Below are 23,953 nucleotides of genomic sequence, written 5' to 3'. Positions count from 1 at the left end.
ATCATTTAAAGAAAGCGTAATAGCTCACTAGTCGAGTCGGCCTGCGCGGAAGATGTAACGGGGCTCAAACCAGGCACCGAAGCCGCGGATTCACGCTAAGCGTGAGTGGTAGGGGAGCGTTCTGTAAGTCTGCGAAGGTGTGTCGAGAGGCATGCTGGAGATATCAGAAGTGCGAATGCTGACGTAAGTAACGATAAAGGGGGTGAAAAGCCTCCTCGCCGGAAGACCAAGGGTTCCTGTCCAACGTTAATCGGGGCAGGGTGAGTCGACCCCTAAGGTGAGGCCGAAAGGCGTAATCGATGGGAAGCAGGTTAATATTCCTGCACGACTTGTAATTGCGATGGGGGGACGGAGAAGGCTAGGTGGGCCAGGCGACGGTTGTCCTGGTGAAAGTGCGTAGGTGGTATCGGTAGGCAAATCCGCTGATACAACACTGAGACACGAGACGAACGCACTACGGTGCGGAAGCCATTGATGCCCTGCTTCCAGGAAAAGCCTCTAAGCTTCAGATTACAAGTCATCGTACCCCAAACCGACACAGGTGGTCGGGTAGAGAATACCAAGGCGCTTGAGAGAACTCGGGTGAAGGAACTAGGCAAAATAGAACCGTAACTTCGGGAGAAGGTTCGCTCTTGATGGTGAAGTCCCTTGCGGATGGAGCTGTCGGGAGTCGCAGTGACCAGATGGCTGGGACTGTTTATCAAAAACACAGCACTCTGCAAACACGAAAGTGGACGTATAGGGTGTGACACCTGCCCGGTGCCGGAAGGTTAATTGATGGGGTTAGCGCAAGCGAAGCTCTTGATCGAAGCCCCGGTAAACGGCGGCCGTAACTATAACGGTCCTAAGGTAGCGAAATTCCTTGTCGGGTAAGTTCCGACCTGCACGAATGGTGTAACCATGGCCATGCTGTCTCCACCCGAGACTCAGTGAAATCGAATTCGCCGTGAAGATGCGGTGTACCCGCGGCTAGACGGAAAGACCCCGTGAACCTTTACTACAGCTTGGCACTGAACATTGAACCTACATGTGTAGGATAGGTGGGAGGCTTTGAAGGCGTGACGCCAGTTGCGCTGGAGCCGTCCTTGAAATACCACCCTTGTATGTTTGATGTTCTAACGCAGGGCCCTGAATCGGGCTCGCGGACAGTGCCTGGTGGGTAGTTTGACTGGGGCGGTCTCCTCCCAAAGAGTAACGGAGGAGCACGAAGGTTGGCTAATCCTGGTCGGACATCAGGAGGTTAGTGCAATGGCATAAGCCAGCTTAACTGCGAGACGGACAGGTCGAGCAGGTACGAAAGTAGGTCATAGTGATCCGGTGGTTCTGAATGGAAGGGCCATCGCTCAACGGATAAAAGGTACTCCGGGGATAACAGGCTGATACCGCCCAAGAGTTCATATCGACGGCGGTGTTTGGCACCTCGATGTCGGCTCATCACATCCTGGGGCTGAAGTCGGTCCCAAGGGTATGGCTGTTCGCCATTTAAAGTGGTACGCGAGCTGGGTTCAGAACGTCGTGAGACAGTTCGGTCCCTATCTGCCGTGGGCGTTGGATGATTGAAGGGAGTTGCTCCTAGTACGAGAGGACCGGAGTGAACGAACCTCTGGTGTTCGGGTTGTCACGCCAGTGGCACTGCCCGGTAGCTAAGTTCGGAATCGATAACCGCTGAAAGCATCTAAGCGGGAAGCGAGCCCTGAGATGAGTCATCCCTGACCCCTTGAGGGTCCTAAAGGGCCGTTGGAGACCACAACGTTGATAGGTGGGGTGTGTAAGCGTAGCGATACGTTGAGCTAACCCATACTAATTACCCGTGAGGCTTAACCATACAACACCCAAGAAGTGTTCAGAGACTTGTAGCAGATACCGAGAACGAATAACTAAATCAGCTTTTTCAGATTGAAGATTTTGCCTGGCGGCAATAGCGCAGTGGAACCACCTGACCCCATGCCGAACTCAGAAGTGAAACGCTGTAGCGCCGATGGTAGTGTGGCATTCGCCATGCGAGAGTAGGACACTGCCAGGCACCCAATTAAACGGTGATGTGAAGAATCACATGACCGGCTGCGAGGATGACACCTCACAACAAGCAGCAAAAGATTTAGCGAAAGCTAACCGAATGCGGAGCGGTAGTTCAGTCGGTTAGAATACCGGCCTGTCACGCCGGGGGTCGCGGGTTCGAGTCCCGTCCGCTCCGCCACTACTCAAGAAGCCCAGTCTAACGACTGGGCTTCTTTTCGTTCCCGAGACAGCACTCATTTCCCCTTACATCAACATCGCCATCATCTGATCATCGCCCCTGACGGCGGTTGCCGCTATAATGGCCGCCCTCAAGCAAGGTGATGGTATGAAAGCAGAGTATCTACAGCGATTCGGGGGCATAGCCCGTCTTTATGGCCAGCGTGCCCTTGGCTCCTTCAGCCAGGCGAAAATCTGCGTGGTCGGGATCGGTGGCGTCGGCTCCTGGGCGGCCGAGGCGCTGGCTCGGGCCGGCATCAACCAGATCACTCTGATCGACATGGATGATATCTGCATCACCAACACCAATCGCCAGATCCATGCCATGCAGGGCACGGTCGGCCGTCTCAAGACGGAGGTGATGGCCGAGCGCATCCGTGCCATCAACCCGGATTGCGAGGTGATCGAGGTGGATGACTTCGTCACCGCCGACAACCTGGGCGAGCATATCAAGCGGGAGTTTGACTATGTGGTGGATGCCATCGACTCGGTCAAGGCCAAGGTGGCGCTGATTGCCTTCTGCAAGCGCAACAAGATCCCGGTGATCGTGGCGGGCGGTGCCGGCGGGCAGATGGACCCGACCCAGATCACCGTGGCCGACCTGGCCAAGACCATTCAGGATCCGCTGGCCGCCAAGGTGCGCTCCGACCTGCGCCGACTGCACAACTTCAGCAAGAATCCGGCGCGCAAATTCGGGGTGGAGTGCGTCTTCTCAACCGAGCAGCTGAGTTATCCGGATGGCAATGGCGGCACTTGCCAGGCCAAGGCGGCCAGCGACGGCAATATGAAGATGGATTGCGCCTCCGGCTTCGGTGCCGTGACGCCGGTGACGGCCACCTTTGGCTTGGTTGCCGCGTCCCGGGTATTGAAGAAGATTGCCGAGCGGGGAGCCCGCGCCGAGAAAGAGGCCGGAAATGAAGGCGCAGGGTCGATTGGCGAAGCCTGATCGACTACTGCACAAGGCGGGTTAGACAGCCTGCTCCCGGATTGCCAACACGATAGCTCTGAGCCCGTTGCCCCGCGACGGGCTCAAATGTTTCTCAAGCCCCAGTTCGCTGAAATAGCCCTCCATGTCGAAGGAGTGGATCGCCGCTGCAGGTTGGTGGTTGAGTGCGGCCAGCACGATGACGATAAGGCCCCGCACGATGCGGGCATCGGAATCACAGGCAAAGTGCCAGTTACCATCCTCACCTTTCTCCCCCTTCAGCCAGGCCTGGCTCTCACACCCCTTGAGGCAAAATGCCTCCTGCTGCCATTCGCCGGGTAGCGTGGGTAACAGCTTGCCGAGCTGGATGATGAGCCGGTACTGGTTCTCCCAGCCGTTTGCTGCCGCAAACTGCTGACGGATGCTATTTGCGTCGGGCTCAAGGCCTATGGGGGTATAGGTTGCGAGGCTGTTCATTGGATTGTCTGCCTTAGAAGAAATCACGGAGTTTGTGCAGGGCGGCCAGCAGGGCGTCGACATCGTCCCGATTGTTGTAGCAGGCCAGCGAGGCGCGCATCGTGCCGCCGACACCGAGCGATTCCATCAGCGGCATGGCGCAGTGATGGCCGACCCGCAGGGCTATGCCCTGCATGTCGAGCAGGGTGGCGGCGTCCTGCGGGTGGATATCCTCCAGCAGGAAGGAGACGGCGCCGGCGCGCTGGCCGGGTTCGCCGACCAGACGCAGCCCCGGCACCTGTTGCAGTCCGGCAACCAGATAGTCGGTCAGCGCTGCTTCATGGCTGGCCAGTGAGTCCCTGTCCTGCTTCATCACAAAGTCGATGGCTGCGGCCAGGCCGATGGCGCCGGCAATATGGGGGGTGCCTGCCTCGAATTTGAAGGGCAGGGTGTTGAAGGTGGTACCGGCAAAGCTGACCCTGTCGATCATCTCGCCTCCCGCTTGCCAGGGCGGCATCCGCTCCAGTAGTTCGGTGCGGCCCCACAACACACCGATGCCGGTCGGGCCATAGAGCTTGTGACCGGAGAAGGCGTAGAAGTCGCAACCTATGGCCTGCACATCTACCTCCAGGTGAGCCACTGCCTGGGCACCGTCGATCAGACTCAGGGACCCGACCGCCTTGGCCGCTGCCACCATCTCTTTGACTGGATTGACGGTGCCAAGGGCATTGGAGACGTGAGCCACGCTTACCAGTCGGGTCCGTGGCCCCAACATGGCGTGATAGGCGGCCAGATCGAGATCGCCCCGCTCATCGAGGGGGATGACCCGGATGACGGCACCGGTACGCTGGGCGACCAGCTGCCAGGGGACGATATTGGCGTGATGCTCCAGGGTGCTGAGCACGATTTCATCCCCCGCCCTCAGCTCGCTCATCCCCCAGCTCTGTGCCACCAGATTGATCGCCTCCGTGGTGCCACGGGTCCATATCACTTCGTGGCTGCGAGAGGCATTGATAAAGCGGGCAACCGTCTCACGGGCATCTTCGAAGGCGCGTGTGGCCCGGCCGCTCAGGGCATGGGCGGCGCGGTGCACGTTGGCATTGTCGGCCCGATAGTAGTGATTGATCGCATCCAGCACGGCTTGCGGTTTCTGGGTGGTGGCGGCGTTGTCCAGATAGACCAGAGGGTGGCCGTTCACCTCCTGCGCCAAGGCCGGAAACTGGCCGCGCAGCCGGGCGTGCTGTTGCTGATTCATGCTCCCCTCATCTCGTCTGGAAAAGTCGGTCATGATCCGGAAAATGGCGGGCAAACACAAGATGAAGTGGCGGGACCCCGTGCCCGGTTTCGGCTGCCCGCGGGATCTCTGCTACAATGCCGCCCCTCATCATAAGCCAAGAGATCCGGCCCATGAAGCTCAACCCCAATCAGAACGAAGCGGTCAAGTATGTCTCCGGCCCTTGCCTGGTGCTGGCGGGTGCCGGATCGGGCAAAACCCGCGTCATCACCAACAAGATTGCCTATCTGGTGCAGCAGTGCGGCTACAACGCACGCAACATAGCGGCGGTCACCTTTACCAACAAGGCGGCGCGGGAGATGAAGGAGCGGGTCGGTCAGACCCTGGGTCGCAAGGAGGCGCGGGGGCTGATGGTCTCCACCTTCCATACCCTGGGGCTCGAGATCATTCGCCGCGAGCACAAGAGCCTGAACCTCAAGGTCAACTTCTCCCTGTTCGACGACACCGATCAGCTGGCGCTGCTCAAGGAGCTGACCGAGGCAGAGCTCGACAACGACAAGGACAAGCTCTCGGCCCTCATCAGCCAGATCTCCAACTGGAAGAACGACCTCATCCTGCCTGCCCGGGCCATGCGCATCGCCCGCGGGCCGGAAGAGGTGCTGATGGCTCAGCTCTATGAGCGTTACCACCGCCAGATGGTGGCCTACAACGCGCTGGATTTCGACGACCTCATCGTGATGCCGACCCTGTTGCTCAAGAGCAACCAGGAGGTGCGCGAGCGCTGGCAGAACAAGATCCGCTACCTGCTGGTCGATGAATACCAGGACACCAATACCAGCCAGTACGAGCTGGTGAAGCAGATCGTCGGCGAGCGGGCCCGCTTCACCGTGGTGGGGGACGACGACCAGTCCATCTACTCCTGGCGCGGTGCCAAGCCGCAGAACCTGGTGCTGCTGAACGAAGATTTCCCCAATCTGCGGCTCATCAAGCTGGAGCAGAACTACCGCTCCAAGCGGCGCATCCTCAAGTGCGCCAACATCCTGATCGCCAACAACCCCCACGTCTATGACAAGGCGCTTTTCTCCGAGCTCGATGAAGGGGTGAAGCTCAAGGTGCTGTTTGCCAAGAATGAGGAGCACGAGGCGGAGCGCATCGCCGCCGAGCTGATGGGCCACAAGTTCATGAACCGCACCCGCTTCAAGGATTACGCCATCCTCTACCGGGGCAACCATCAGTCGCGCATCTTCGAGAAGGCGCTGATGACCAACCGCATTCCCTACCGTATCTCCGGCGGTACCTCATTTTTCTCCCGCACCGAGATCAAGGACATCATGGCCTACCTCAAGCTGCTGGTGAACCCGGACGAGGACACTGCCTTCCTGCGGGTGGTCAACCTGCCGCGCCGCGAGATAGGCCCCACCACCCTCGAAAAACTGGGCCAGTACGCCAACCAGCGCGGCAAGAGCCTGTTTGCCGCCAGCTTCGAGCTGGGGCTGGAGCAACACCTCTCCGGGCGCGGTCTATCCGCCTTGCAGGCCTTCACCAACTGGCTGGTACGGCTCGGCGATCAGGCGCTGCGCGGCAATCCGGTGGAGGCGGTGCGGGACATGATCAAGGAGATCCACTATGAGGAGTGGCTCTATGAGACCTCCCCCAGTCCGAAGGCGGCGGAGATGCGGATGCAAAACGTCTCCACCCTTTATCGCTGGATCAGCGAGATGCTGGAGGGGGATGAGCTGGAGGAGTCGATGACGCTTGCTCAGGTGGTGACTCGCCTCACCCTGCGGGACATGATGGAGCGCAACGAAGGGGAGGATGAGGCGGATCAGGTGCAGCTGATGACATTGCACGCCTCCAAGGGACTGGAGTTTCCCTATGTCTACATGGTGGGAATGGAGGAGGGGTTACTGCCGCACCAGACCAGCATCGACGAGGACAACGTGGAGGAGGAGCGACGCCTCGCCTACGTGGGGATTACCCGGGCCCAGACCGAGCTGACCTTTACCCTCTGCAAGGAGCGTCGCCAGTTTGGCGAGTCGGTGCGGCCGGAGCCGAGCCGCTTCCTGCTGGAGCTGCCCCAGGATGACCTGGAGTGGGAAAACCAGAAGAAGGTGACGGCAGAGGAGCGCCAGCAGAAGGGGCAGGTTGGTGTCGCCAACCTGCGGGCCCTGTTCAAGAAGGATTGAGGCCGGAAGGCTTGGCCTCTCGGGCGGCCTGACCCAGCAGGGGGGGAATATCGGCTCCCGGCAGCGGGGGGGAGATGTGGCGCCCCTGCCCGAGGGCGCAGCCAAGCTCGATGAGCTTTTGCAACTGTTGCTGATTTTCGATCCCCTCGACCACCAGGGTGAAGTCGAGGTCCTGGCAGATGTCCCGCATGGCGCGGATCAGCGCCAGATCCTTGGGTGAGTTCAACATGCGATGGGTGAAGCTGTCGTCCACCTTGATGTAATCCACTGGGAAGTGAAACAGGGCGTTGAGAGAAGAGAAGCCGGTGCCGAAGTCATCCAGGCTGACCTGGATCCCTTTCGCCCTCAGTTCATGCAAGGCTGTGAGGGAGTCGGCACTCTGCCGGGAGAGCTCGCGTTCGTTGAACTCAAAGATGAAACATGCGGGGATGACACCCTCCTCCTCCATGATGGTGAGCAGTTGCATGATCTGCTCGTGGCTGGCCAGGTGCTTGCCGGAGAGGTTGATGGCTATCCTGAAACGACCGACCCCGGAGGCGGGCTGCCAAAGCTTCAGTTGCTGGCAGGTGCGCTTGAGGATCTGGCGGTCCAGATCCTGAATGAGGCCGCACTGTTCCGCCAGAGGAATGAAGTCGAATGCATCCTTGAGCTCCCCTTCCTCCGTTATCCAGCGCGCCATCACCTCCAGTCCGACCAGGCGGCTGTCACACAGCCTGATCACCGGCTGGAAGTAGGGCACAATCCGCCCTTCCCGCAAGGCTCTGAAGAGCCGCTCTTCCGGTGACCCCGCCTGTTCGGTACAGGCCTCCGAATACATGACGATGCGGCTGCGACCGTTGCGCTTGGCCTGGTACATGGCGAGGTCTGCCTGGTGCAGCAGTTCACTGACATCGGCCGTTTGCTCCGTCACGCTGGCGACCCCCAGACTGACGGTGATGGTCAGTTCGTTGCCCTGGATCCGGAACGGATGGCCGATACGGCCAATCAGGCGATTGAGCACGGGGCTGATGTCCTCTTCCCGCTGGCTGTTGTCCAGATAGATGACGAATTCGTCCCCTCCGAGCCTCGCCACCATGTCATTTTGCCGGATGCAGCCTTGCAGCCTGCTGCCCAGCTCCTGCAGCAACTGATCGCCAGCACTGTGGCCCAAGGCGTCATTGACCTGCTTGAAGTGATCCACATCGACGAAGATCAGGGTGAAGCCGGCTGTCTGGTAGCGGCGGTAGCGGGTCATGGCATGATGCAGGTGATTCATCAGCAGCGCCCGGTTTGGCAACTGGGTCAGCGGGTCGTGCAGGGCATTGAACTGGAGCCGCCGCTCCAGCTCCTGATGATGCTTGAGCCGTTTCTGCAACCTCAGGTTGGTTTGGCGCAGCTGTTGGAGGCGCTGGTTGATGGACTCCTCCGAGTTGAGCTCATCGAGTTGCTGTCGCACCCTTTTGAGCTCCAGCAACAGGGTCAGCTGATGGCGCAGGAAATCGAGGAACAGCCTGTCATCGGTTTCCAGAGGCCGGGTCATGTTGAGGATGAGGTGGGCAAAGTATTGCTGCTGCTGGCGCAGGGGCAGGCTGTACCAGTAAAGCCCCTCTTCATGGCGCTCTACGCTGTTGGTGCTGTGGCACATGGCCCGAATGATGTCATCGTCGTATGTCAGGTGTGGTGGATAGAGTCGCTCCAGTCGCTGGTTTTCCAGCCGGATCAGCAACATGTCGCTGACCGAGAGCATCTGGCGCAACACAGCTTCCAACTGGGCAAACAGGGCATGCTGAGGCAGGTTGTGAGCCAGGCGCATCACTCGGCCGATCTTCTCGATTTTCTCCTGCCACTGGGGATCCCGCTGCATGAGAGGGGAGGCCTGCCCCGCCAGCTGAGTACCGGTCTGGGTTTCGTGCAGTCGTTTGGCCAGGCACTCCAACAGCAGCCTCAGGGTGGGTGCCTGATCCGGGGTGCTGCGTGCCAGCAACCACTGCACGTCGATATGCTCCACAGGCTGCACGCACCAGCCCTGACCTTCATCGAGCCGGGTGAGCTGTTCGGTGAGGCGAGGTTCTTCCCGTCCCAATTGTTGCTTGAACACGTCGGGAAGCTGATAGGTGTAGCGCCAGTTCAGCCCCCCGTCGGCCAGCCCCAGCATGGCGAAATGTTGCAGAGGGCAGAGTGTGTCCAGCAGACCGACCAGTCGGGCGTAATCCTCGGGGGAGGCAATGCCGGGGGCGGGGAAATCCATGATGGAGGAGACGACCGCCAGCAAGGAGTGCGAGTCTGGCGGTGTGGTGGGCTGAACTGACATGCAACACTCCCGAAAAAACTTACCTTCAAGCGTAGTCGGAAGTGATGGGATTGAAAGGGCTGCAAGAGGAGCCCTTTCAATTACTTAGAGCTTGTCGATCATGTAGTGAATGGCGTTCTCGATCTCTTCGTCACTGCAGTTGGCGCAGGTCCCCCGCGGTGGCATCATGCCAGCCTTGCCGGTGAAGCCTTCGATGGCGTGTTTGCGCAAGGTGTCGAAGCCCTGGGCGATGCGTGGCTCCCAGGCGGCCTTGTCACCTCGCTTGGGGGCGCCGGCGGCACCGGTATCGTGGCAGGCGAAGCAGGCACCCTTGAACACGGTTTCGCCGTCACGGGGGCCGGAGGAGGCTGCCGCAGGCGCGGCCGCGGCGGTCGCAATGCCTTCCAGATCCTTGGCGGTATAAACCTGGCCAACCGGGGCAATACGCTCGGCGATGGCCTCTGTCGACATGTCATCGGCGGCAAGGACTGCGCCGGACAGAGTGGCGGCCGCCATCCCGGCAGCCAGCAAATAGCTCAGTTTTTTCAACACGCTCATGTACTCCCAGCAGGCTCTTATTATCCCCAGAAAACGACGGGATTATAACCGAATAGTTACAGCCATTTAAACGCTTGTGTGTGAAGTGTTAAGCAATCTGCAAACAAAGTGGTAGAGCGGGAAGGGGTGATCCCACATAAAAAAAACCGGCATGCGCCGGGTTTCGTGAGGCTGAACAAAATAGGGCGCGCTGATTGCCCAGGCGCCCCTCGCGTGTCCTCAATCCCAGTTCAGGATCACCTTGCCGGACTTGCCGGAGCCCATGGCTTCGAAGCCCTGCTGGAAGTCATCGATATGGAAATGGTGGGTGATGATGGGGCTGAGATCCAGGCCAGACTGGATGAGGCTTGCCATCTTGTACCAGGTTTCGAACATTTCGCGGCCGTAGATCCCCTTGATGAAGAGTCCCTTGAAGATCACCTTGCCCCAGTCGATGGCCATGGTGGAGGGAGGAATGCCGAGCATGGCGATTTTGCCGCCGTGGTTCATCTTGTCGATCATGTCCTGGAAGGCGCTGGGCACCCCGGACATCTCCAGCCCCACATCGAACCCTTCGGTCATGCCGAGATCTTCCATGACATCGGAGAGCTTCTCCTTGGCTACGTTGACGGCACGGGTGGCGCCCATCTTGCGGGCCAGTTCCAGCCGGTATTCGTTGACGTCGGTGATCACCACGTGACGGGCGCCAACGTGACGGCAGACGGCAGCGGCCATGATGCCGATGGGGCCTGCGCCGGTGATGAGCACGTCTTCACCCACCAGATCGAAGGAGAGGGCGGTGTGCACGGCGTTGCCGAACGGATCGAAGATGGCGGCCAGCTCATCGGGGATGTTGTCCGGCAGCTTGAAGGCGTTGAAGGCCGGGATCACCAGGTATTCGGCGAAGGAACCCGGGCGGTTCACACCCACACCAATGGTGTTGCGGCACAGGTGGGTGCGACCGGCACGGCAGTTGCGGCAGTGGCCGCAGGTGATGTGGCCTTCGCCGGAGACGCGATCGCCGATGGCGAAGCCGCGCACTTCCTGGCCGACGGCGACCACCTCTCCCACATACTCGTGCCCCACCACCATGGGGACGGGAATGGTCTTCTGGGCCCACTCGTCCCAGTTGTAGATGTGCATGTCGGTGCCGCAGATGGCGGTCTTGCGGATCTTGATGAGCAGATCGTTGTGGCCGAGCTCGGGAGCCGGGACATCAGTCATCCAGATGCCGACTTCGGATTTGAGTTTGGAGAGTGCTTTCATGACAGATTCCTCACGGCGCCATGCCGGGTACAGAGGGTAATAAAATGGGGCCCAACCTTGGCCCCCGTTTTAATCAGCCAGCCATGTGATCAAATCACACCGAGCTCGCGACCGATGCGAATGAAGGCATCGATCGCCTTGTCCAGTTGCTCCCGGGTATGGGCGGCGGACATCTGGGTCCGGATGCGCGCCTGACCCTTGGGTACCACGGGGAAGGAGAAGCCCACCACATAGATACCGGCGTCCAGCATGCGGCTCGCCATCTCGGCGGCCAGTTTGGCATCCCCCAGCATGACCGGAATGATGGCGTGATCGGCACCGGCCAGGGTAAAGCCGGCGGCGCTCATGCGCTCGCGGAAGTAGGCACTGTTCTCCTTGAGGCGGGCACGCAGGTCGTGACCCTCGGCCAGCATGTCGATCACCTTGATGGTGGCCGAGACGATGGAGGGTGCCAGGGAGTTGGAGAAGAGGTAGGGACGGGAGCGCTGACGCAACCAGTCGATCACCTCTTTCTTGCCGGAGGTGTAGCCACCGGACGCGCCACCCAGCGCCTTGCCCAGGGTACCGGTGATGATGTCGACCCGTTCCATCACCTCGCAGTATTCGTGGGTGCCGCGGCCGTTCTCACCGATGAAGCCGACGGCGTGGGAGTCATCCACCATCACCAGCGCATCGTACTTGTCGGCCAGATCGCAGATGGATTTGAGGTCGGCGATGACGCCATCCATGGAGAAGACACCGTCGGTGGCGATCAGTTTGAAGCGGGCGCCGTCGGCATCGGCCTGCTTGAGCTGGGCTTCCAGTTCGGCCATGTCGTTGTTGGCGTAGCGATAGCGCCTGGCCTTGCACAACCGCACCCCATCGATGATGGAGGCATGGTTGAGGGCGTCGGAGATGATGGCGTCTTCGGCACCGAATAGGGTCTCGAACAGACCGCCGTTGGCGTCGAAGCAGGAGGAGTAGAGGATGCTGTCTTCGGTGCCGAGGAAGGCGGACAGCTTCTGCTCCAGCTCCTTGTGCTGGTCCTGGGTACCGCAGATGAAGCGCACGGAGGCCATGCCGAAGCCGTGGCTCTCGAGCCCCTGATGGGCGGCGGCAATCAGGTCGGGGTGGTTGGCCAGCCCCAGGTAGTTGTTGGCACAGAAGTTCAGTACCTGCTCGCCGCCCACCGCAATCTGGGCCTGCTGGGCCGAGGTGATGATGCGCTCCTGCTTGTATAGCCCTTCCGCCTTGACCTGTTCGAGCTGTTCGGTCAGGTGACGATAGAATCCGTTAGACATCCTCGGTCCTCATTGCTGTATCGACTGTGTTATCAGGATCCCGGGCCGTGCAACCCGCATGGTTCGGCGTTGTCACGGTCGCGACGAAACGCCGACAGACCCTAGAATGGGCAACATTTTACTGTAATCCCTGCGTATAAATTCAAATTTTTATGCTGATAATCAACAATTGTGAAACAGATCTCACCCGGCTGGTTGGGCCAGTTGGAGATAATGTTGCTCCAGTTGATGTATCTGGGGGGCCACTTGTGGCTGCACGTAGGGGCGCAGCAAAAACAGCACCCGCAAGACCCCCTGGTAGAGCAGGGGCTTGGTGATGCGGGTGGCCGGGGCCTGGGCGATCTGGAACGGGATCCAGCAGGTGACGACCATCTTGATGGTCTGACCGAGATCCGGCAGGTCTTCATCGCTGACGGCGATGATACCGCCTTCGCGCAGGCTTCTGAGCAGCGTCTCCACGGTGGCACGGAGCTGCTCCTGTGCCTTGAGGTATTTCTGCTGCAGAAGCTCGTCGCGACTCAGGATGTCCGGCAGGTTCGCGTAGAAGAAGCGGAACTGCCACATCAAATAAAAGATGGCATCCAGGTAGCCCATCAGATCCTCCAGCCGGATCTCGCTGCTGCGGATCGGAGTGAAGCTGTCGCTCAGGTGGCGGGCGTACTGATCGAAGATGGAGTGGATGATGTCTTCTTTGTTTCTGAAGTGGTAGTAAAGGTTGCCCGGGCTGATGCCAAGGTGTGCGGCAATGTGGTTGGTGGTGATGTTGCGCTCGCCCTGATCGTTGAACAGCTCGGTGGCGCTGTGGATGATCCTGTCTCTGGTCTTCATCGCTGGTCCCTCTGCCGGGCCCGAAGGGGAAAAGTCATCGAGGTCGAATCCCCTTGCGGCCCGTGATAAACTTTTCGGCAATTTCAAATTGGCCCACTATACACAGCTTTAACAGGCAGTCACACGGGGCCACAACGTACGCGAGGCAAACTCCATGATCGTAGTAACTGGCGGTGCTGGCTTTATCGGCAGCAATCTGGTCAAGCAGCTGAACGCTCAAGGACGGACCGATATCGTGGTCATCGATGACCTGACCGACGGCACCAAGTTCGTCAACCTGGTCGACCTCACCATCGCCGACTACATGGACAAGGACGAGTTCCAGGCGCGGATCGTCTCCGGTGACGAATTCGAGGAGTGGGATGACGGCATCGAGGTGATCTTCCACGAAGGCGCCTGCTCCGCGACCACCGAGTGGAACGGCAAGTTCATCATGGAGGTCAACTACGAGTACTCCAAGGATCTGTTCCACTACTGCATCGAACGGGAAATCCCCTTCATCTACGCCTCTTCCGCCGCGACCTATGGCGGGCGCAACGACAACTTCATCGAAGACCCGAGGTTCGAGCAGCCCCTCAACGTCTACGGCTACTCCAAGCAGCTGTTCGATCAGTACGTGCGTCGCTGGATGCCGGAGATCAACTCCCAGGTGGTGGGTCTCAAGTACTTCAACGTCTATGGTCCCCGCGAGCAGCACAAGGGCTCCATGGCGTCCGTGGCCTTCCACCTCAATACCCAGGTGAAGCAGGGTGACAATCCCAAGCTGTTCGAGGGCTGTGACGGCTTCCCGGATGGCGGCCAGATGCGCGACTTCATCTACGTGGACGACGTCTGCAAGGTGAACCTCTGGTTCTGGCAGAATCCTCAGCACTCCGGCATCTTCAACTGCGGCACCGGCCGGGCTGAGCCGTTCCAGAACGTGGCGGAAGCCGTGATCAGGCATCACCAGAAAGGCGCCATCGAATACATTCCCTTCCCGGATCACCTCAAGGGTCGCTACCAGAGCTTCACCCAGGCGGATCTCACCAAGTTGCGCGGCGTCGGCTATGACGGCGAGTTCAAGACTGTGGCCGAAGGCGTGGCCGATTACATGGCCTGGTTGAACCGGGCTTGATACCCCTCTGGCGGGTGGCTCTGGCCACCCGTCGATCGGATGCGCTTGCATGAACATATTGATGGCTCTCTCCCAGCTCGAAGTGACGGGCGCGGAGGTCTATGCCACCACGGTCGGCAACGAGCTGACCCGCCGTGGCCACCAGGTTTTCTACGTCTCTGACACCCTGACCAAGCCGACTCTGGGGCCGGTCTTTCGGTTGCGCTTCAACAAGCGCAGTATCCTGCGCCGCTTCTGGCACGTCTTCTATCTCATCTATCTGATCCGCAAGCACAGGATCCAGCTTGTGCACGCCCATTCGCGCGCCTCGGGCTGGAGCAGCTACGTCGCCTGCAAGCTGACCAGAACCCCCATGATCACCACGGTGCACGGGCGCCAGCCGGTACACGCCTCCCGCAAGGCATTCCATGCGTTGGGCTATCGGGCGGTGGCGGTGTGCGAGGATATCGCCAGCCAGATCATCGACAACCTGGGGGTGGACCCGGCCATGGTGCAGGTGCTGCGCAACGGCATCGAGACCGACAAGTTCCAGCCCGTGCCGATACCGGACAACGACAAACCGGTGATCGCCATCATAGGCCGGCTGAGCGGTCCCAAGGGGGAGCTCTGCTACCGGCTGCTGGACGAGGTGCTGGATCTGGAAGCCTGTCGGGTGCGCGTCGTCAGCGGCACCCAGGTGCCGGTGCGTTTTGCGCGTTTTCAGGACAAGGTCGACTTCGTCGGTTATGTGGACGATGTGCCCGCCCTGATGGCGGGCTGCGATCTGGTGATCGGTGCCGGTCGGGTGGCGATGGAGGCGCTGCTGTGCGGTCGTCCGGCGTTTGCCATCGGCGAAGCCAGGACCATCGGTCTGGTGACTGAGCAGAATCTGGACGAAGCGCTTGCCAGCAACTTCGGCGACATCGGCCCCAGAGATCTGGCCATCGACTTTGCCGGGCTGAAGGCGCAGATCCCCTCGGCGCTGGCCTCCAAGGTGGTGCCAGACCCAGTGCGCCAGCGGATCCTGCAAGAGTATGACTTGCAAGGCGTCGTGACCGGGCTGGAATCCGTCTATCAGGATGCCGTGGTCGAGACTCTGCGCCGGGAGATGCCGGTCATCATGTATCACCGCTTCATCGAGCACGAGAGCGAAAAGGGAGTGCATGGCACCTGGCTCCCGGTCGCCATGTTCGAGAAGCACCTCAAGCTGATGAAGTGGCTGGGCTACGAGACGCTGACATTTGCCGACCTGGCGGAGAACGGGTTCATCCACCGGCTGCAATACGGCAAGAAGTACCTGATGATCACCGTGGACGACGGCTATCGGGACAACCTCACCCGCATGCTGCCGCTGCTGGAAAAGTATGGCTACAAGGCGGTGGTCTATGTGGTGACCGGTGAGGATCACAATCGCTGGGATGTGGAGCACCCGACCCACCCCGATACCCCGGTGACCCTGATGACCCCGGAGGAGATCAAGGCGCTGGTGGCCTCCGGTCATGTGGAGATCGGGGGCCATACCCTGACTCACCCCCGCCTGAGTACGCTCCCCCCAGAGGAGCAGGCCCACCAGATCCAGGCCAACAAGGCCTGGCTGGAGCAGTTGCTCGGCCATCCCCTGATCTCGTTTGCCTATCCTTACGGGGATCTGAACGACAGTGCAAAAGCCCAGGCCGTTGCCGCCGGTTATCGCTATGCTGTGGCCACCAACAGCGGCCCCAGAGCCATGCACCGGGATCCGTTCCAGATCCGCCGGATCGCCATCTTCCCCCGCACCGACATGTTCGGCCTGTGGCGCAAGATCCGTGGCAACTATGTATTCAGGAAATAAGTATTGATGTCTATTAAGCCTCACGAACTGCTCGATAGAGCAACGACCACTGTTTATGCACTAACCATAATGTTTGCCTTCTGTGGGTTGTTTCTGGTCCCTCCTGGCCAGAGCATCCTCTCCAACTTGCTGGTGGTGTCGGGTCTCTTTGGCCTGTTGAACTACTTTGTTGGAGGAAACAAGGATGTATTCTTTATCGATCGCCGCCTGATCTGGGTCTTCATATTCTACGGTGCCGTGATCATGCTGAATAGAATGATTCATGGTGACCAATACGGAGTCATGCGAAATTTATTATATGTGGCGGTTTTTTCTTTGGTTATGCCGCGCAAGAAAATACTGTTGACTCTGGGGGCTATATCTATCCTGATGGGTGGTGTTGGGTTAGGAGCCTTGAGTGTTTGGCAGCATTTAGATGGTATTGTCAGAGTTGAAGGCTTCACCAATGCAATCCTGTTTTCTCAAGCAGCACTGACATTGGTCATTCTGAATTGGTGCGTATTTGTTAAATCTAGAGGATATCCATTGGTGAAAGTGTTTTCTCTCATTTCACTTGGGTGTTCTATACTTGCACTTTATCTTTCACAAAGTCGTGGTGTCTGGTTGGCATTGGGTGTCGTTATTAGTTACCTTGTACTGTATAAAGCTATTTTCAAACCATGGAAATATAGTGCCATAGCATTACTGTTTATTATGTGTCTTGGTGTGATCTATCATACGAATACACTTGTTCAAGATAGAATTTCTGCTGCAGCATCAGATATAAATCAAATGAGCGTGGGTTCTTACGGGTCTTCGTGGGGACTGCGCGTTGTGGCTTGGAAGAGTGCCTGGTTAGGTTTTTTGGATGCACCACTGATAGGTGTGGGCTCGGATGGGTTCAGATCCGTCAAAGAACAGCAGGTGTCGCAAGGACTGATCTCACCCCTAGTATTGGATTCTGCATTGGCTCATGCTCATAACCAGTATATGCAGAATCTGATTATTCGAGGAATTGTGGGTCTATTGGCACTGATTATTTTCATATTCTACCCAATGAAAATTATCATAGAAAGAAAAGGATGGGGAACTCCATACGCAGTGATTCCTCTATCCTTTGCCATCAGTGCATTAAGTGATGTGCCTTTTGAACATCAGAACACGTTGTATATATATGTGCTGAGTTTGGTGTTCTGCTGGTGTGCGATAGAAATAAAGTATGATAGGGAAAATAAAATATCATGATTCCAGTTTTCGTGATCAGTTTGGCCAGGAGCCATGATCGACGCGCCTTTATTGAGAAGCACATGAGCAGCCGTGCTGTCGATTTTGTTTTCTTTGATGCCGTTGATGGTAAAAAACTCTCAGAAGATGAGTTGAAAAACGTGGACTTCCTCATGGCCAGACAGTTTTGTGGTCACGATCTGAGTTTGGGTGAGGTTGGCTGTGCCATGAGCCATATCCGCATATATGAGATGATGGTTGCCAAGAATATAGAGCACTGTGTCGTGCTGGAGGATGACATCTATCTGCACAGCCACTTCAAGGCCATAGTGTCGAAGGCCATGTCTGCTTGCCAGTCAGATATTATTTTCTTGTACCATGGCAAGGTGAAGTCTTGGCCATGGATGAAGAAGATGCCGGAAGGGTATCGTCTTGCCAAATATATCTCCCCGAGCCGGAACTCCAAGCGAGGCATCATATCGACGGCAGGATATATCTTGACTCTGTCTGGCGCCAAGAAACTGCTGAGCAAGGCCTACCCCATTCGGATGCCATCCGATTATCTGACAGGCCGCTTGCAACTCAACGGTCTGACGGCCTCGGGTGTTGAGCCTTGCTGCATGGATGTCGGTCTGTTCGATACCACGATCGATGATCGTAACTATGGTCCTCATGTGACCGATGACGAGGTTCGATAGTGATCGGTTATTTACAGCTATTACGTGATCGGGTGCGCAGAGCCCTGGGTATTCTCTTGTTTGACAAGAAGATGCCACTCGGCATCCAGGGGGATATCAAGCATATTTTGGTGGTTCGCTGGGATGCCAAGCTGGGGGATTCCTTTATCTCCTCCTTTTTCTTCCGGGAGCTAAAAAAACTGCCGGGCAACAAGAAAGTGACGGTTATCACGACCCCAGCCCTGGCCAGCCTGTATCGGGATTGTTTCGGGGTTGATGAGGTCATCGAGATCAACAAGCGACCCGGCTACGGTGCTATTGGCAAGATGGTGTCAGCCATTCCCCATGTCGATCTGGTGATACATCTCACCGAGGGGATGAAGATGAAGGATCTATATCTCCTGCACAAACTCTCGTCGACCAATGTTGCCTCCCTCGACGACAGTATCGGACGTGTCAATGTGAAGTTGTCCGAGGCGACGGCGGGCATGCTGTTCCAGGATAAATATCGCTATCTGCTGTCACTGCTGGGTGCGAAAGAAGTAGATCAGAAGTACATGATCCCAGTGGCAGAGAAGGGGAATGTGACCTCGGCCTGTGATGACCTCATCCTCATCAACCCCTTCGGCAGCACTCAGTACAAGTCGTTCTCGCACGCCAAGATGGTTGAGTTGTTGAAGACCTTGGCAACCGAGTTCGCTGCCTATCGCTTCGGAGTGCTCTCTTCACCCGCAACTTATGCTGCGGCGGAGGCCATGCTCAGAGCTAGCGCGGCTAGCAATGTTATGCTGCTGGATGGCGTAAAAACCATAGATGATGCTATTTATTGTGTTCAGCAGTGCATGGCTGTGCTGTCGGTGGACACCGCCATAGTGCATATCGCCGTCGGATTGGAGAAGCCGCTGGTGGCTATCTATCCGCGCCATGGTGAGACGTTCAACCAGTGGTTGCCGACCAGCACGCCGCGGGTCCGGATCCTGTTTAGCGACTCCCCTGGCCTGAATGCCGACATGAACAATGTCGATGACCGGGCCGTCTGCGAGGCGCTAGCTAGTCTGCTGTCCGTGACTGAGCAAGCAGAGCCGCTAGCCGCTGAATAACCAGCTCAGGTGTAATTGAGCGGAACAGGGCTTCATCGAAGAAGTCCTTCTCCTGGGTCGGCAACTGATAATCCGCCCCCTTGGCGTCGAAGATATCGATGGCCTGATACCGGGGGTGGTTCACCGGGTTGGCGATGATCTTGTCGCCGCCTGGGGCCACTATGGTCAGCAGCGGCAGATCGATGGCCTGCGCCATGTGCCGTGGGCCAGTGTCGTTGCCGACAAACAGCTGGCAATGGGCGAAGAGCCCCACCAGTTCCCGTACCGAGCGGGTCTGAACATGGTCAAACACGCTGGCCTGCAGCGCTGCTGGCAGTAACGGCTTCAGGCTGCGGTTGTACTCCTCTTCCCCCGGCCCGCAGTAGATCAGGATCTGGGCGTCGTGCTGCTCGATCAGCCAGCGCGCCACCTCGGCGAAGCAGTCGATGGGCCAGCGCTTGTAGTGACCGAGGGAGTTGACCCCCATGGCGATGAGTGGCCGGGTCGGGTCGACGCCAGCGGCCAGCAGGGTCTCGCGCCCCCGTTGTCTCTCCCCGTCGCTGAGCCAGAGGTAGTAGTTGCGATCTTCGCTGGCCAGCTTGAGCGGCTTGAGCAGTGAAAACCGGTCGTCCACCAGGGTGCTGTTGCCCTGATGCTCGGTGTCATGGCGAAAGCGCACGATGCGGTTGTGGCCCAGGCGCCATGGGAAAGAGTCGAAGCCGATCCGCAGGCGGGCGCCGGAGAAGAGGCAGGTCAGCAGGCCTATCATCTGGCCCTGGCTGTTGATCACCACATCGTAGCGCTCGCGGCGAATGCCCAGCAGCAAATCCTTCATGTAGCGCCACTCGTTGCGGCGCGCCTTCTCGATGACGATCAATCGATCGATGTTGGGGTTTCCCTCTGCCATGCCCGCGCAGTAATCCATGACCAGATAGTGAACTTCCCCGGCAGGGTCGTGCTGCTTGAGGTTGTTGCACAGTGCGGTGGAGATCAGCACATCTCCTATCTGTTTGGTTTGTACTACCAGGTATTTCATGGAAAGGGCCTCGAGCGAGGTCGGGTTGAACGTCAGCGCATCAGCATATCGTACTCCCCTGTCAGATGCTGCCGCTATGGGGTGAAAATCCGATCCAACGCACTGTGTTTGCACATATTTTCGACGTTGTTTGGGCTGGTGGGGCCCGGCTGGCAGTACGGGAGGATGAGCGGGGGCATGGCACCGTCGGCCATGCCCCCGATGGGCAAGAGTGATCAGCGTACGATGAGGCCGAGCAGGATCCCCACCACGCCGAAGTCGGCATCGCTGAAGGTGGTGTTGGCAAAGCCGAGATCCCCCAGTACCGGCAGCAGGAACACCGGCAGGAAGGTGATCAGCAGGCCGTTGGCGAAGGCTCCCAGCAGGGCGCCGCGACGACCGCCGGTGGCATTGCCGAACACCCCGGCCGCCGCGCCGACGAAGAAGTGCGGTACCACCCCCGGAATGATGACGGTGAGCCCCAGTAGATAGAGCAGCACCATGCCCACCAGACCGGCGGCAAAGCTCGACAGGAAGCCGATCAGCACCGCATTGGGGGCGTAGGGGAAGACGATGGGGCAGTCCAGCGCCGGCTTGGCGTTGGGCACCAGCTTGTCGGAGATCCCCTTGAAGGCCGGCACGATTTCGGCGATGACCATCCGTACCCCCTGCAGGATCACGTAGACCCCGGCGGCGAAGGTGATGGACTGCATCAGGGAGAACATGAACCAGTGCTTGCCCTTGGCGACGCTGGCGACGAACTCGGGCCCGGCGAAGGCGGAGGTGATGAGGAAGATGATGCCCATGGTGAAGGAGATGGCCACCGGGGTATCGCGCAGGAACAGCAGGCTCTTGGGCACCTGCACCTCTTCGCTGCTGTGGGCCTTGTTGCCGAACTTGGCGCCGATCCAGCCGGCCAGCACGTAGGAGCAGGTGGAGAAGTGGCCGAGTGCCACATCGTCGGAGCCGGTGATCTGCTTCATGTAAGGGTGGGCGAGGGCCGGGAACAGCACCATGGTCACGCCGACCACCAGGCTGCCCACCGCGATGAGCGGAATGCCGCTCATGCCGCCGGCGGAGAGGATGGCCGCCACCATCATCGACATGAACAGGGTGTGGTGACCGGTCAGGAAGATGAACTTCCACGGGGTGAGCCGGGCGATCAGGATGTTCATCAGCATGGCGAAGAACATGATCATCGCCATCTCTTTGCCGAACGACTGCTGGGCGATGGAGACGATGGCCTCGTTGTTGGGGACCACCCCCTTGATGCCGAAGGCGTGCTGGAAGATGGTGGCGAAGTCGCCCAGCGAGTTCACCACCAGGGTGGCGCCGGCCCCCAGGATGACGAAGCCCATGATGGTCTTGACCGTGCCCTTGATGCACTCGGTCACAGGTTTCTTCTGGGCGATCAGGCCGATGAGGGCGATGAGGCCAACCAGCACGGCCGGCTCCGACAGCACGTCAAACATCAGAAAATTGAAAAATTCCATGGTCAGCTCCAAGCAGATGGAAGCGGCGGCTCACCGGCCGCCCAGACAGTCGCAAAGGGGTTAGAGTGCGCCCAGCTCGCGCAGGGCGATGGCGAGTTTTTCTTTCATGGCGGCCTTGTCGACCATGTTGTCCAGGGATACCAGCCGGCCGTCGACCCCCATGCTGACCAGCTGTTCGGCAATGTCGCGGGTGGCGACAAAGATCTCGGCGCGCTCGCTGCCGGCGGAGGCGAGATCCCGGTGATCCACCTCGGCCGTCACGGCCAGCTCCTTGAGAATGCTCTTGATGCTCATCTCCATCATCAGGCTGGTGCCCAGGCCGTGTCCGCATACAACCAGAATCTTCATGTTCTCTTCCTCTGTCGGGCGCAGGGCGCCACTCAATAACGCGCCAGGATGCGCAAGATGTCGTCTTTGCTGGTGGCCGCCATGATGGCCGCCACGTCTTCTTCATTCATGAACAGCTCGGCCAGCCGGGCGATGGTCTCCACGTGGGAGTTGCTGTCGCTGGCGGCCAGGGTGACCAGCAGCCGCACCGGGTCGTTGCCCTCGGAGCCGAAGTTGACCCCCTCCTTCAGCACGGTCAGCGCCAGTCCCAACCGGTTGACGCCGTCTTCCGGGCGGGCGTGGGGCATGGCCAGGCCCGGTCCCAGCACGTAGTAGGGGCCGAGCTCCTCGTGGGAGCGATAGAGCGCCGCCACATAGGAGGGCTCTATGGTGCCGTTGGCCAGCAGGGGGGCGGTGGCCAGCTCGATGGCGTGGCGCCAGTCGCGGGCGCCCGCTTCGATGGAAATGACCTCCTCGGTCAGCAATTGGGTCAGCATGGCAGTGTCCGGGCTGGATAGGATGGCGCCAATCTAGCGATCTTGCCTTTTGATAACTGTGAGCTTGATCCCGAAAGTTAGCGCTACCAGATAGCGCTAACATTGATCTGTGATAGCGCTATCATTTCTCTCACAGAAGGGATTCATCCTGCCCCTTATCGGCCTCAAAGAAGGTAAAATCCGGTTTGAGCAAATAGTCAGTGCCCCGCTTTTGCCTTAAAGTGAATGCCCGCATGCCGAGGAAGGGAAAGGATGTCAGAAGCGAAAAAACGCCGCAGCACGGGTCGGGTGACCCTCAACGACGTGGCCCAGTTGGCTGGGGTGGGAGCCATGACGGTGTCGCGCGCTCTGCGCACCCCCGAGCTGGTGTCCGACAAGATGCGAGAGCGCATCGAGGCGGCGGTGGATGAACTCGGCTATATCCCCAATCGGGCGGCGGGGGCGCTGGCTTCCGCCACTTCCCAGACCATAGTGGTCATCGTCCCCAGCCTGGCGGAGCGCGCCTGCGGTGACATGATTGCCGGGCTGCAGCAGACCCTGCTCGCCGAGGGCTACCAGATCATGCTGGGGGATGCCCAGCACCTGAAGCAGCAGGAGGCCAGCCTGCTCAGCAATTTCCTGCAGCACAATCCGGCCGCCGTGGTGTTGTTTGGGGGGGATCCCGGGGAGGTCATCCGGCAGCGCCTGCAGGCGGCCCGCTTGCCGGTGGTGGAGGTGGGAGCCATGGCGCGCCATCCCATCGACATGAACGTCGGGGTCTCCAACTTCGATGCCGGCTACCAGCTGACCCGCCACCTCATCGAGCGCGGCTACCGCAACATCGGCTTTCTCTGTGCCCGCCAGGAGCAGTGGATGCTGCAGCAGCGCATGCAGGGCTGGCAGAAGGCGCTGCTGGACAACTACCTCTCCCCGGACGCCATCATCAACACCTCTGAGCTGCCGAGTTTTAGCACGGGGGCGGCCATGCTGGGGGAGTTTCTGCTGCGCTGGCCCGAACTGGATGCGCTGATCTGCGTCAACGACGAGCTGGCGGCCGGGGTGCTGTTCGAATGCCAGCGCCGCCATCTGAGCGTGCCGGGCAAGCTCGCCATCGCCGGTTTCGACGATCTGGATGTGGCGCGCGCCTGTCATCCTGCGCTGACTTCGGTCAGGATCCCCTATCACCAGATGGGCAGGGAGGCGGCGGAGCTGATCCTGCGCCAACTGGCGGGAGAGGAGGTGGCCGGCATGAGCCTCGCCCTGGATTTTCAATTGCAAAAGCGTCAGAGCACCTGAGGAGCGATGCCACGACAGGGCGAGGCAAGCATGTTCAAGGCGTTGTGACCGAAGACCAGGTCGGTGCCCCGTCGCCCTGCGCGGGAACTGCCAGCCGACGTGTTCGCCCGGTCTGTCACCGGGTTGGAGCAGAGCGTGGATGTCACCGGAGCCATGACTCCAGGTGGCTGGCTGCACCCTGGTGAAGCTCTGATCGGAACCACTGGCGAGCCCCATTATTCTGGATAGACTTTGTAGGCCGGTGCAC

19 protein-coding genes, 1 tRNA gene and 2 rRNA genes (1 of these 22 only partly in view) are annotated in these 23,953 nt (G+C 59.1%); 11 read left to right on the top strand and 11 right to left on the bottom strand.

The features are described from left to right. The 4 genes from C2U37_RS07005 to tcdA form a co-directional block, all read left to right on the top strand. Positions 1-1,825, top strand: a 23S ribosomal RNA gene (locus tag C2U37_RS07005) (it extends 1,064 nt beyond the left edge of the window). Between the two features lie 83 nt (positions 1,826-1,908). Then, positions 1,909-2,023 (top strand): 5S ribosomal RNA (gene rrf, locus C2U37_RS07000). Positions 2,024-2,120: 97 nt separating this feature from the next. Next, positions 2,121-2,197 (top strand) — tRNA-Asp (locus C2U37_RS06995). 147 nt (positions 2,198-2,344) lie between these two features. Further along, positions 2,345-3,181, top strand: coding sequence for a tRNA cyclic N6-threonylcarbamoyladenosine(37) synthase TcdA (gene tcdA / locus C2U37_RS06990; RefSeq protein ID WP_103858491.1), 837 nt, complete (start codon positions 2,345-2,347; stop codon positions 3,179-3,181). A 21-nt stretch (positions 3,182-3,202) separates the two neighbouring features. Here tcdA and C2U37_RS06985 read toward each other — a convergent pair whose 3' ends face one another. Beyond that, a complete protein-coding gene (locus tag C2U37_RS06985) occupies positions 3,203-3,637 on the bottom strand; it encodes a SufE family protein (protein WP_181023090.1) in 435 nt (144 codons plus the stop codon). 13 nt (positions 3,638-3,650) lie between these two features. Next, on the bottom strand, positions 3,651-4,871 hold the full coding sequence (locus C2U37_RS06980; RefSeq protein ID WP_103858489.1) for a cysteine desulfurase: 1,221 nt from the start codon (positions 4,869-4,871) through the stop codon (positions 3,651-3,653). A 152-nt stretch (positions 4,872-5,023) separates the two neighbouring features. Here C2U37_RS06980 and rep point away from each other — a divergent pair, with 152 nt between their 5' ends. Next, positions 5,024-7,036 (top strand): DNA helicase Rep, encoded by a 2,013-nt coding sequence (gene rep / locus C2U37_RS06975; protein ID WP_103858496.1) that lies wholly within the window; start codon positions 5,024-5,026, stop codon positions 7,034-7,036. On the opposite strand, the gene C2U37_RS06970 is transcribed toward rep, so the two are convergent. The 5 genes from C2U37_RS06970 to C2U37_RS06950 form a co-directional block, all read right to left on the bottom strand. Then, entirely contained in the window at positions 7,023-9,326 is a 2,304-nt protein-coding gene (locus C2U37_RS06970; RefSeq protein ID WP_103858488.1) for a putative bifunctional diguanylate cyclase/phosphodiesterase, read from the bottom strand. The genes rep and C2U37_RS06970 overlap by 14 nt on opposite strands. Before the next feature lie 84 nt (positions 9,327-9,410). Then, on the bottom strand, positions 9,411-9,863 hold the full coding sequence (locus tag C2U37_RS06965; protein WP_181023089.1) for a c-type cytochrome: 453 nt from the start codon (positions 9,861-9,863) through the stop codon (positions 9,411-9,413). Between the two features lie 219 nt (positions 9,864-10,082). Further along, positions 10,083-11,108 carry an L-threonine 3-dehydrogenase gene (gene tdh / locus C2U37_RS06960; RefSeq protein WP_010672427.1) on the bottom strand — a complete coding sequence of 342 codons (1,026 nt, stop codon included), beginning with the start codon at positions 11,106-11,108 and terminating at the stop codon, positions 10,083-10,085. An 89-nt stretch (positions 11,109-11,197) separates the two neighbouring features. Then, a complete protein-coding gene (locus C2U37_RS06955) occupies positions 11,198-12,388 on the bottom strand; it encodes a glycine C-acetyltransferase (RefSeq protein ID WP_052815560.1) in 1,191 nt (396 codons plus the stop codon). 183 nt (positions 12,389-12,571) lie between these two features. Next, on the bottom strand, positions 12,572-13,216 hold the full coding sequence (locus C2U37_RS06950) for a TetR/AcrR family transcriptional regulator (protein WP_052815559.1): 645 nt from the start codon (positions 13,214-13,216) through the stop codon (positions 12,572-12,574). 154 nt (positions 13,217-13,370) lie between these two features. Between C2U37_RS06950 and rfaD the strand changes: the two genes are divergently transcribed. Genes rfaD through C2U37_RS06925 form a run of 5 tightly spaced genes read left to right on the top strand, consistent with a single transcriptional unit; the run spans position 13,371 to position 19,120 of the window. After that, positions 13,371-14,330, top strand: coding sequence for an ADP-glyceromanno-heptose 6-epimerase (rfaD, locus tag C2U37_RS06945; RefSeq protein WP_039041134.1), 960 nt, complete (start codon positions 13,371-13,373; stop codon positions 14,328-14,330). A gap of 49 nt (positions 14,331-14,379) precedes the next feature. After that, positions 14,380-16,140: a polysaccharide deacetylase family protein gene (locus tag C2U37_RS06940; protein WP_103858487.1), complete on the top strand. Its 1,761-nt coding sequence runs from the start codon at positions 14,380-14,382 to the stop codon at positions 16,138-16,140. Positions 16,141-16,146: 6 nt separating this feature from the next. Further along, complete coding sequence (locus C2U37_RS06935; protein ID WP_103858486.1) at positions 16,147-17,364, top strand: O-antigen ligase family protein; 1,218 nt, start codon at positions 16,147-16,149, stop codon at positions 17,362-17,364. Then, positions 17,361-18,041, top strand: coding sequence for a glycosyltransferase family 25 protein (locus C2U37_RS06930; protein ID WP_103244030.1), 681 nt, complete (start codon positions 17,361-17,363; stop codon positions 18,039-18,041). The genes C2U37_RS06935 and C2U37_RS06930 overlap by 4 nt, the downstream gene beginning before the upstream one ends. A 56-nt stretch (positions 18,042-18,097) precedes the next feature. Beyond that, a complete protein-coding gene (locus tag C2U37_RS06925; RefSeq protein ID WP_233768458.1) occupies positions 18,098-19,120 on the top strand; it encodes a glycosyltransferase family 9 protein in 1,023 nt (340 codons plus the stop codon). On the opposite strand, the gene C2U37_RS06920 is transcribed toward C2U37_RS06925, so the two are convergent. The 4 genes from C2U37_RS06920 to C2U37_RS06905 form a co-directional block, all read right to left on the bottom strand. After that, positions 19,071-20,135: a glycosyltransferase family 9 protein gene (locus C2U37_RS06920; RefSeq protein WP_103858484.1), complete on the bottom strand. Its 1,065-nt coding sequence runs from the start codon at positions 20,133-20,135 to the stop codon at positions 19,071-19,073. The genes C2U37_RS06925 and C2U37_RS06920 overlap by 50 nt on opposite strands. A 215-nt stretch (positions 20,136-20,350) precedes the next feature. Further along, entirely contained in the window at positions 20,351-21,607 is a 1,257-nt protein-coding gene (locus C2U37_RS06915) for a PTS ascorbate transporter subunit IIC (RefSeq protein WP_103858483.1), read from the bottom strand. Between the two features lie 60 nt (positions 21,608-21,667). Next, positions 21,668-21,955: a PTS sugar transporter subunit IIB gene (locus C2U37_RS06910; protein ID WP_026142047.1), complete on the bottom strand. Its 288-nt coding sequence runs from the start codon at positions 21,953-21,955 to the stop codon at positions 21,668-21,670. A 32-nt stretch (positions 21,956-21,987) separates the two neighbouring features. Continuing rightward, positions 21,988-22,431, bottom strand: a complete 444-nt coding sequence (locus C2U37_RS06905) for a PTS sugar transporter subunit IIA (RefSeq protein ID WP_103858482.1) — start codon at positions 22,429-22,431, stop codon at positions 21,988-21,990. 252 nt (positions 22,432-22,683) lie between these two features. On the opposite strand from C2U37_RS06905, the gene C2U37_RS06900 reads away from it, so the two are divergent. Continuing rightward, on the top strand, positions 22,684-23,706 hold the full coding sequence (locus C2U37_RS06900; RefSeq protein WP_039041139.1) for a LacI family DNA-binding transcriptional regulator: 1,023 nt from the start codon (positions 22,684-22,686) through the stop codon (positions 23,704-23,706). Positions 23,707-23,953: the final 247 nt, after the last annotated feature.

Source organism: Aeromonas sp. ASNIH1, from assembly GCF_002934285.1.
GTDB lineage: Bacteria > Pseudomonadota > Gammaproteobacteria > Enterobacterales > Aeromonadaceae > Aeromonas > Aeromonas caviae.
The sequence above is the reverse complement of the archived record's forward strand: the minus strand, read 5'-3'. Positions and strand labels throughout refer to the sequence as shown.

Bases quoted from the DNA above. Each gene is read 5' to 3' on its own strand.
- tcdA (WP_103858491.1), top strand. From the start codon at position 2,345: ATGAAAGCAGAGTATCTACAGCGATTCGGGGGCATAGCCCGTCTTTAT.
- C2U37_RS06985 (WP_181023090.1), bottom strand. From the start codon at position 3,637: ATGAACAGCCTCGCAACCTATACCCCCATAGGCCTTGAGCCCGACGCA.
- C2U37_RS06980 (WP_103858489.1), bottom strand. From the start codon at position 4,871: ATGAATCAGCAACAGCACGCCCGGCTGCGCGGCCAGTTTCCGGCCTTG.
- rep (WP_103858496.1), top strand. From the start codon at position 5,024: ATGAAGCTCAACCCCAATCAGAACGAAGCGGTCAAGTATGTCTCCGGC.
- C2U37_RS06970 (WP_103858488.1), bottom strand. From the start codon at position 9,326: ATGTCAGTTCAGCCCACCACACCGCCAGACTCGCACTCCTTGCTGGCG.
- C2U37_RS06965 (WP_181023089.1), bottom strand. From the start codon at position 9,863: ATGAGCGTGTTGAAAAAACTGAGCTATTTGCTGGCTGCCGGGATGGCG.
- tdh (WP_010672427.1), bottom strand. From the start codon at position 11,108: ATGAAAGCACTCTCCAAACTCAAATCCGAAGTCGGCATCTGGATGACT.
- C2U37_RS06955 (WP_052815560.1), bottom strand. From the start codon at position 12,388: ATGTCTAACGGATTCTATCGTCACCTGACCGAACAGCTCGAACAGGTC.
- C2U37_RS06950 (WP_052815559.1), bottom strand. From the start codon at position 13,216: ATGAAGACCAGAGACAGGATCATCCACAGCGCCACCGAGCTGTTCAAC.
- rfaD (WP_039041134.1), top strand. From the start codon at position 13,371: ATGATCGTAGTAACTGGCGGTGCTGGCTTTATCGGCAGCAATCTGGTC.
- C2U37_RS06940 (WP_103858487.1), top strand. From the start codon at position 14,380: ATGAACATATTGATGGCTCTCTCCCAGCTCGAAGTGACGGGCGCGGAG.
- C2U37_RS06935 (WP_103858486.1), top strand. From the start codon at position 16,147: ATGTCTATTAAGCCTCACGAACTGCTCGATAGAGCAACGACCACTGTT.
- C2U37_RS06930 (WP_103244030.1), top strand. From the start codon at position 17,361: ATGATTCCAGTTTTCGTGATCAGTTTGGCCAGGAGCCATGATCGACGC.
- C2U37_RS06920 (WP_103858484.1), bottom strand. From the start codon at position 20,135: ATGAAATACCTGGTAGTACAAACCAAACAGATAGGAGATGTGCTGATC.
- C2U37_RS06915 (WP_103858483.1), bottom strand. From the start codon at position 21,607: ATGGAATTTTTCAATTTTCTGATGTTTGACGTGCTGTCGGAGCCGGCC.
- C2U37_RS06910 (WP_026142047.1), bottom strand. From the start codon at position 21,955: ATGAAGATTCTGGTTGTATGCGGACACGGCCTGGGCACCAGCCTGATG.
- C2U37_RS06905 (WP_103858482.1), bottom strand. From the start codon at position 22,431: ATGCTGACCCAATTGCTGACCGAGGAGGTCATTTCCATCGAAGCGGGC.
- C2U37_RS06900 (WP_039041139.1), top strand. From the start codon at position 22,684: ATGTCAGAAGCGAAAAAACGCCGCAGCACGGGTCGGGTGACCCTCAAC.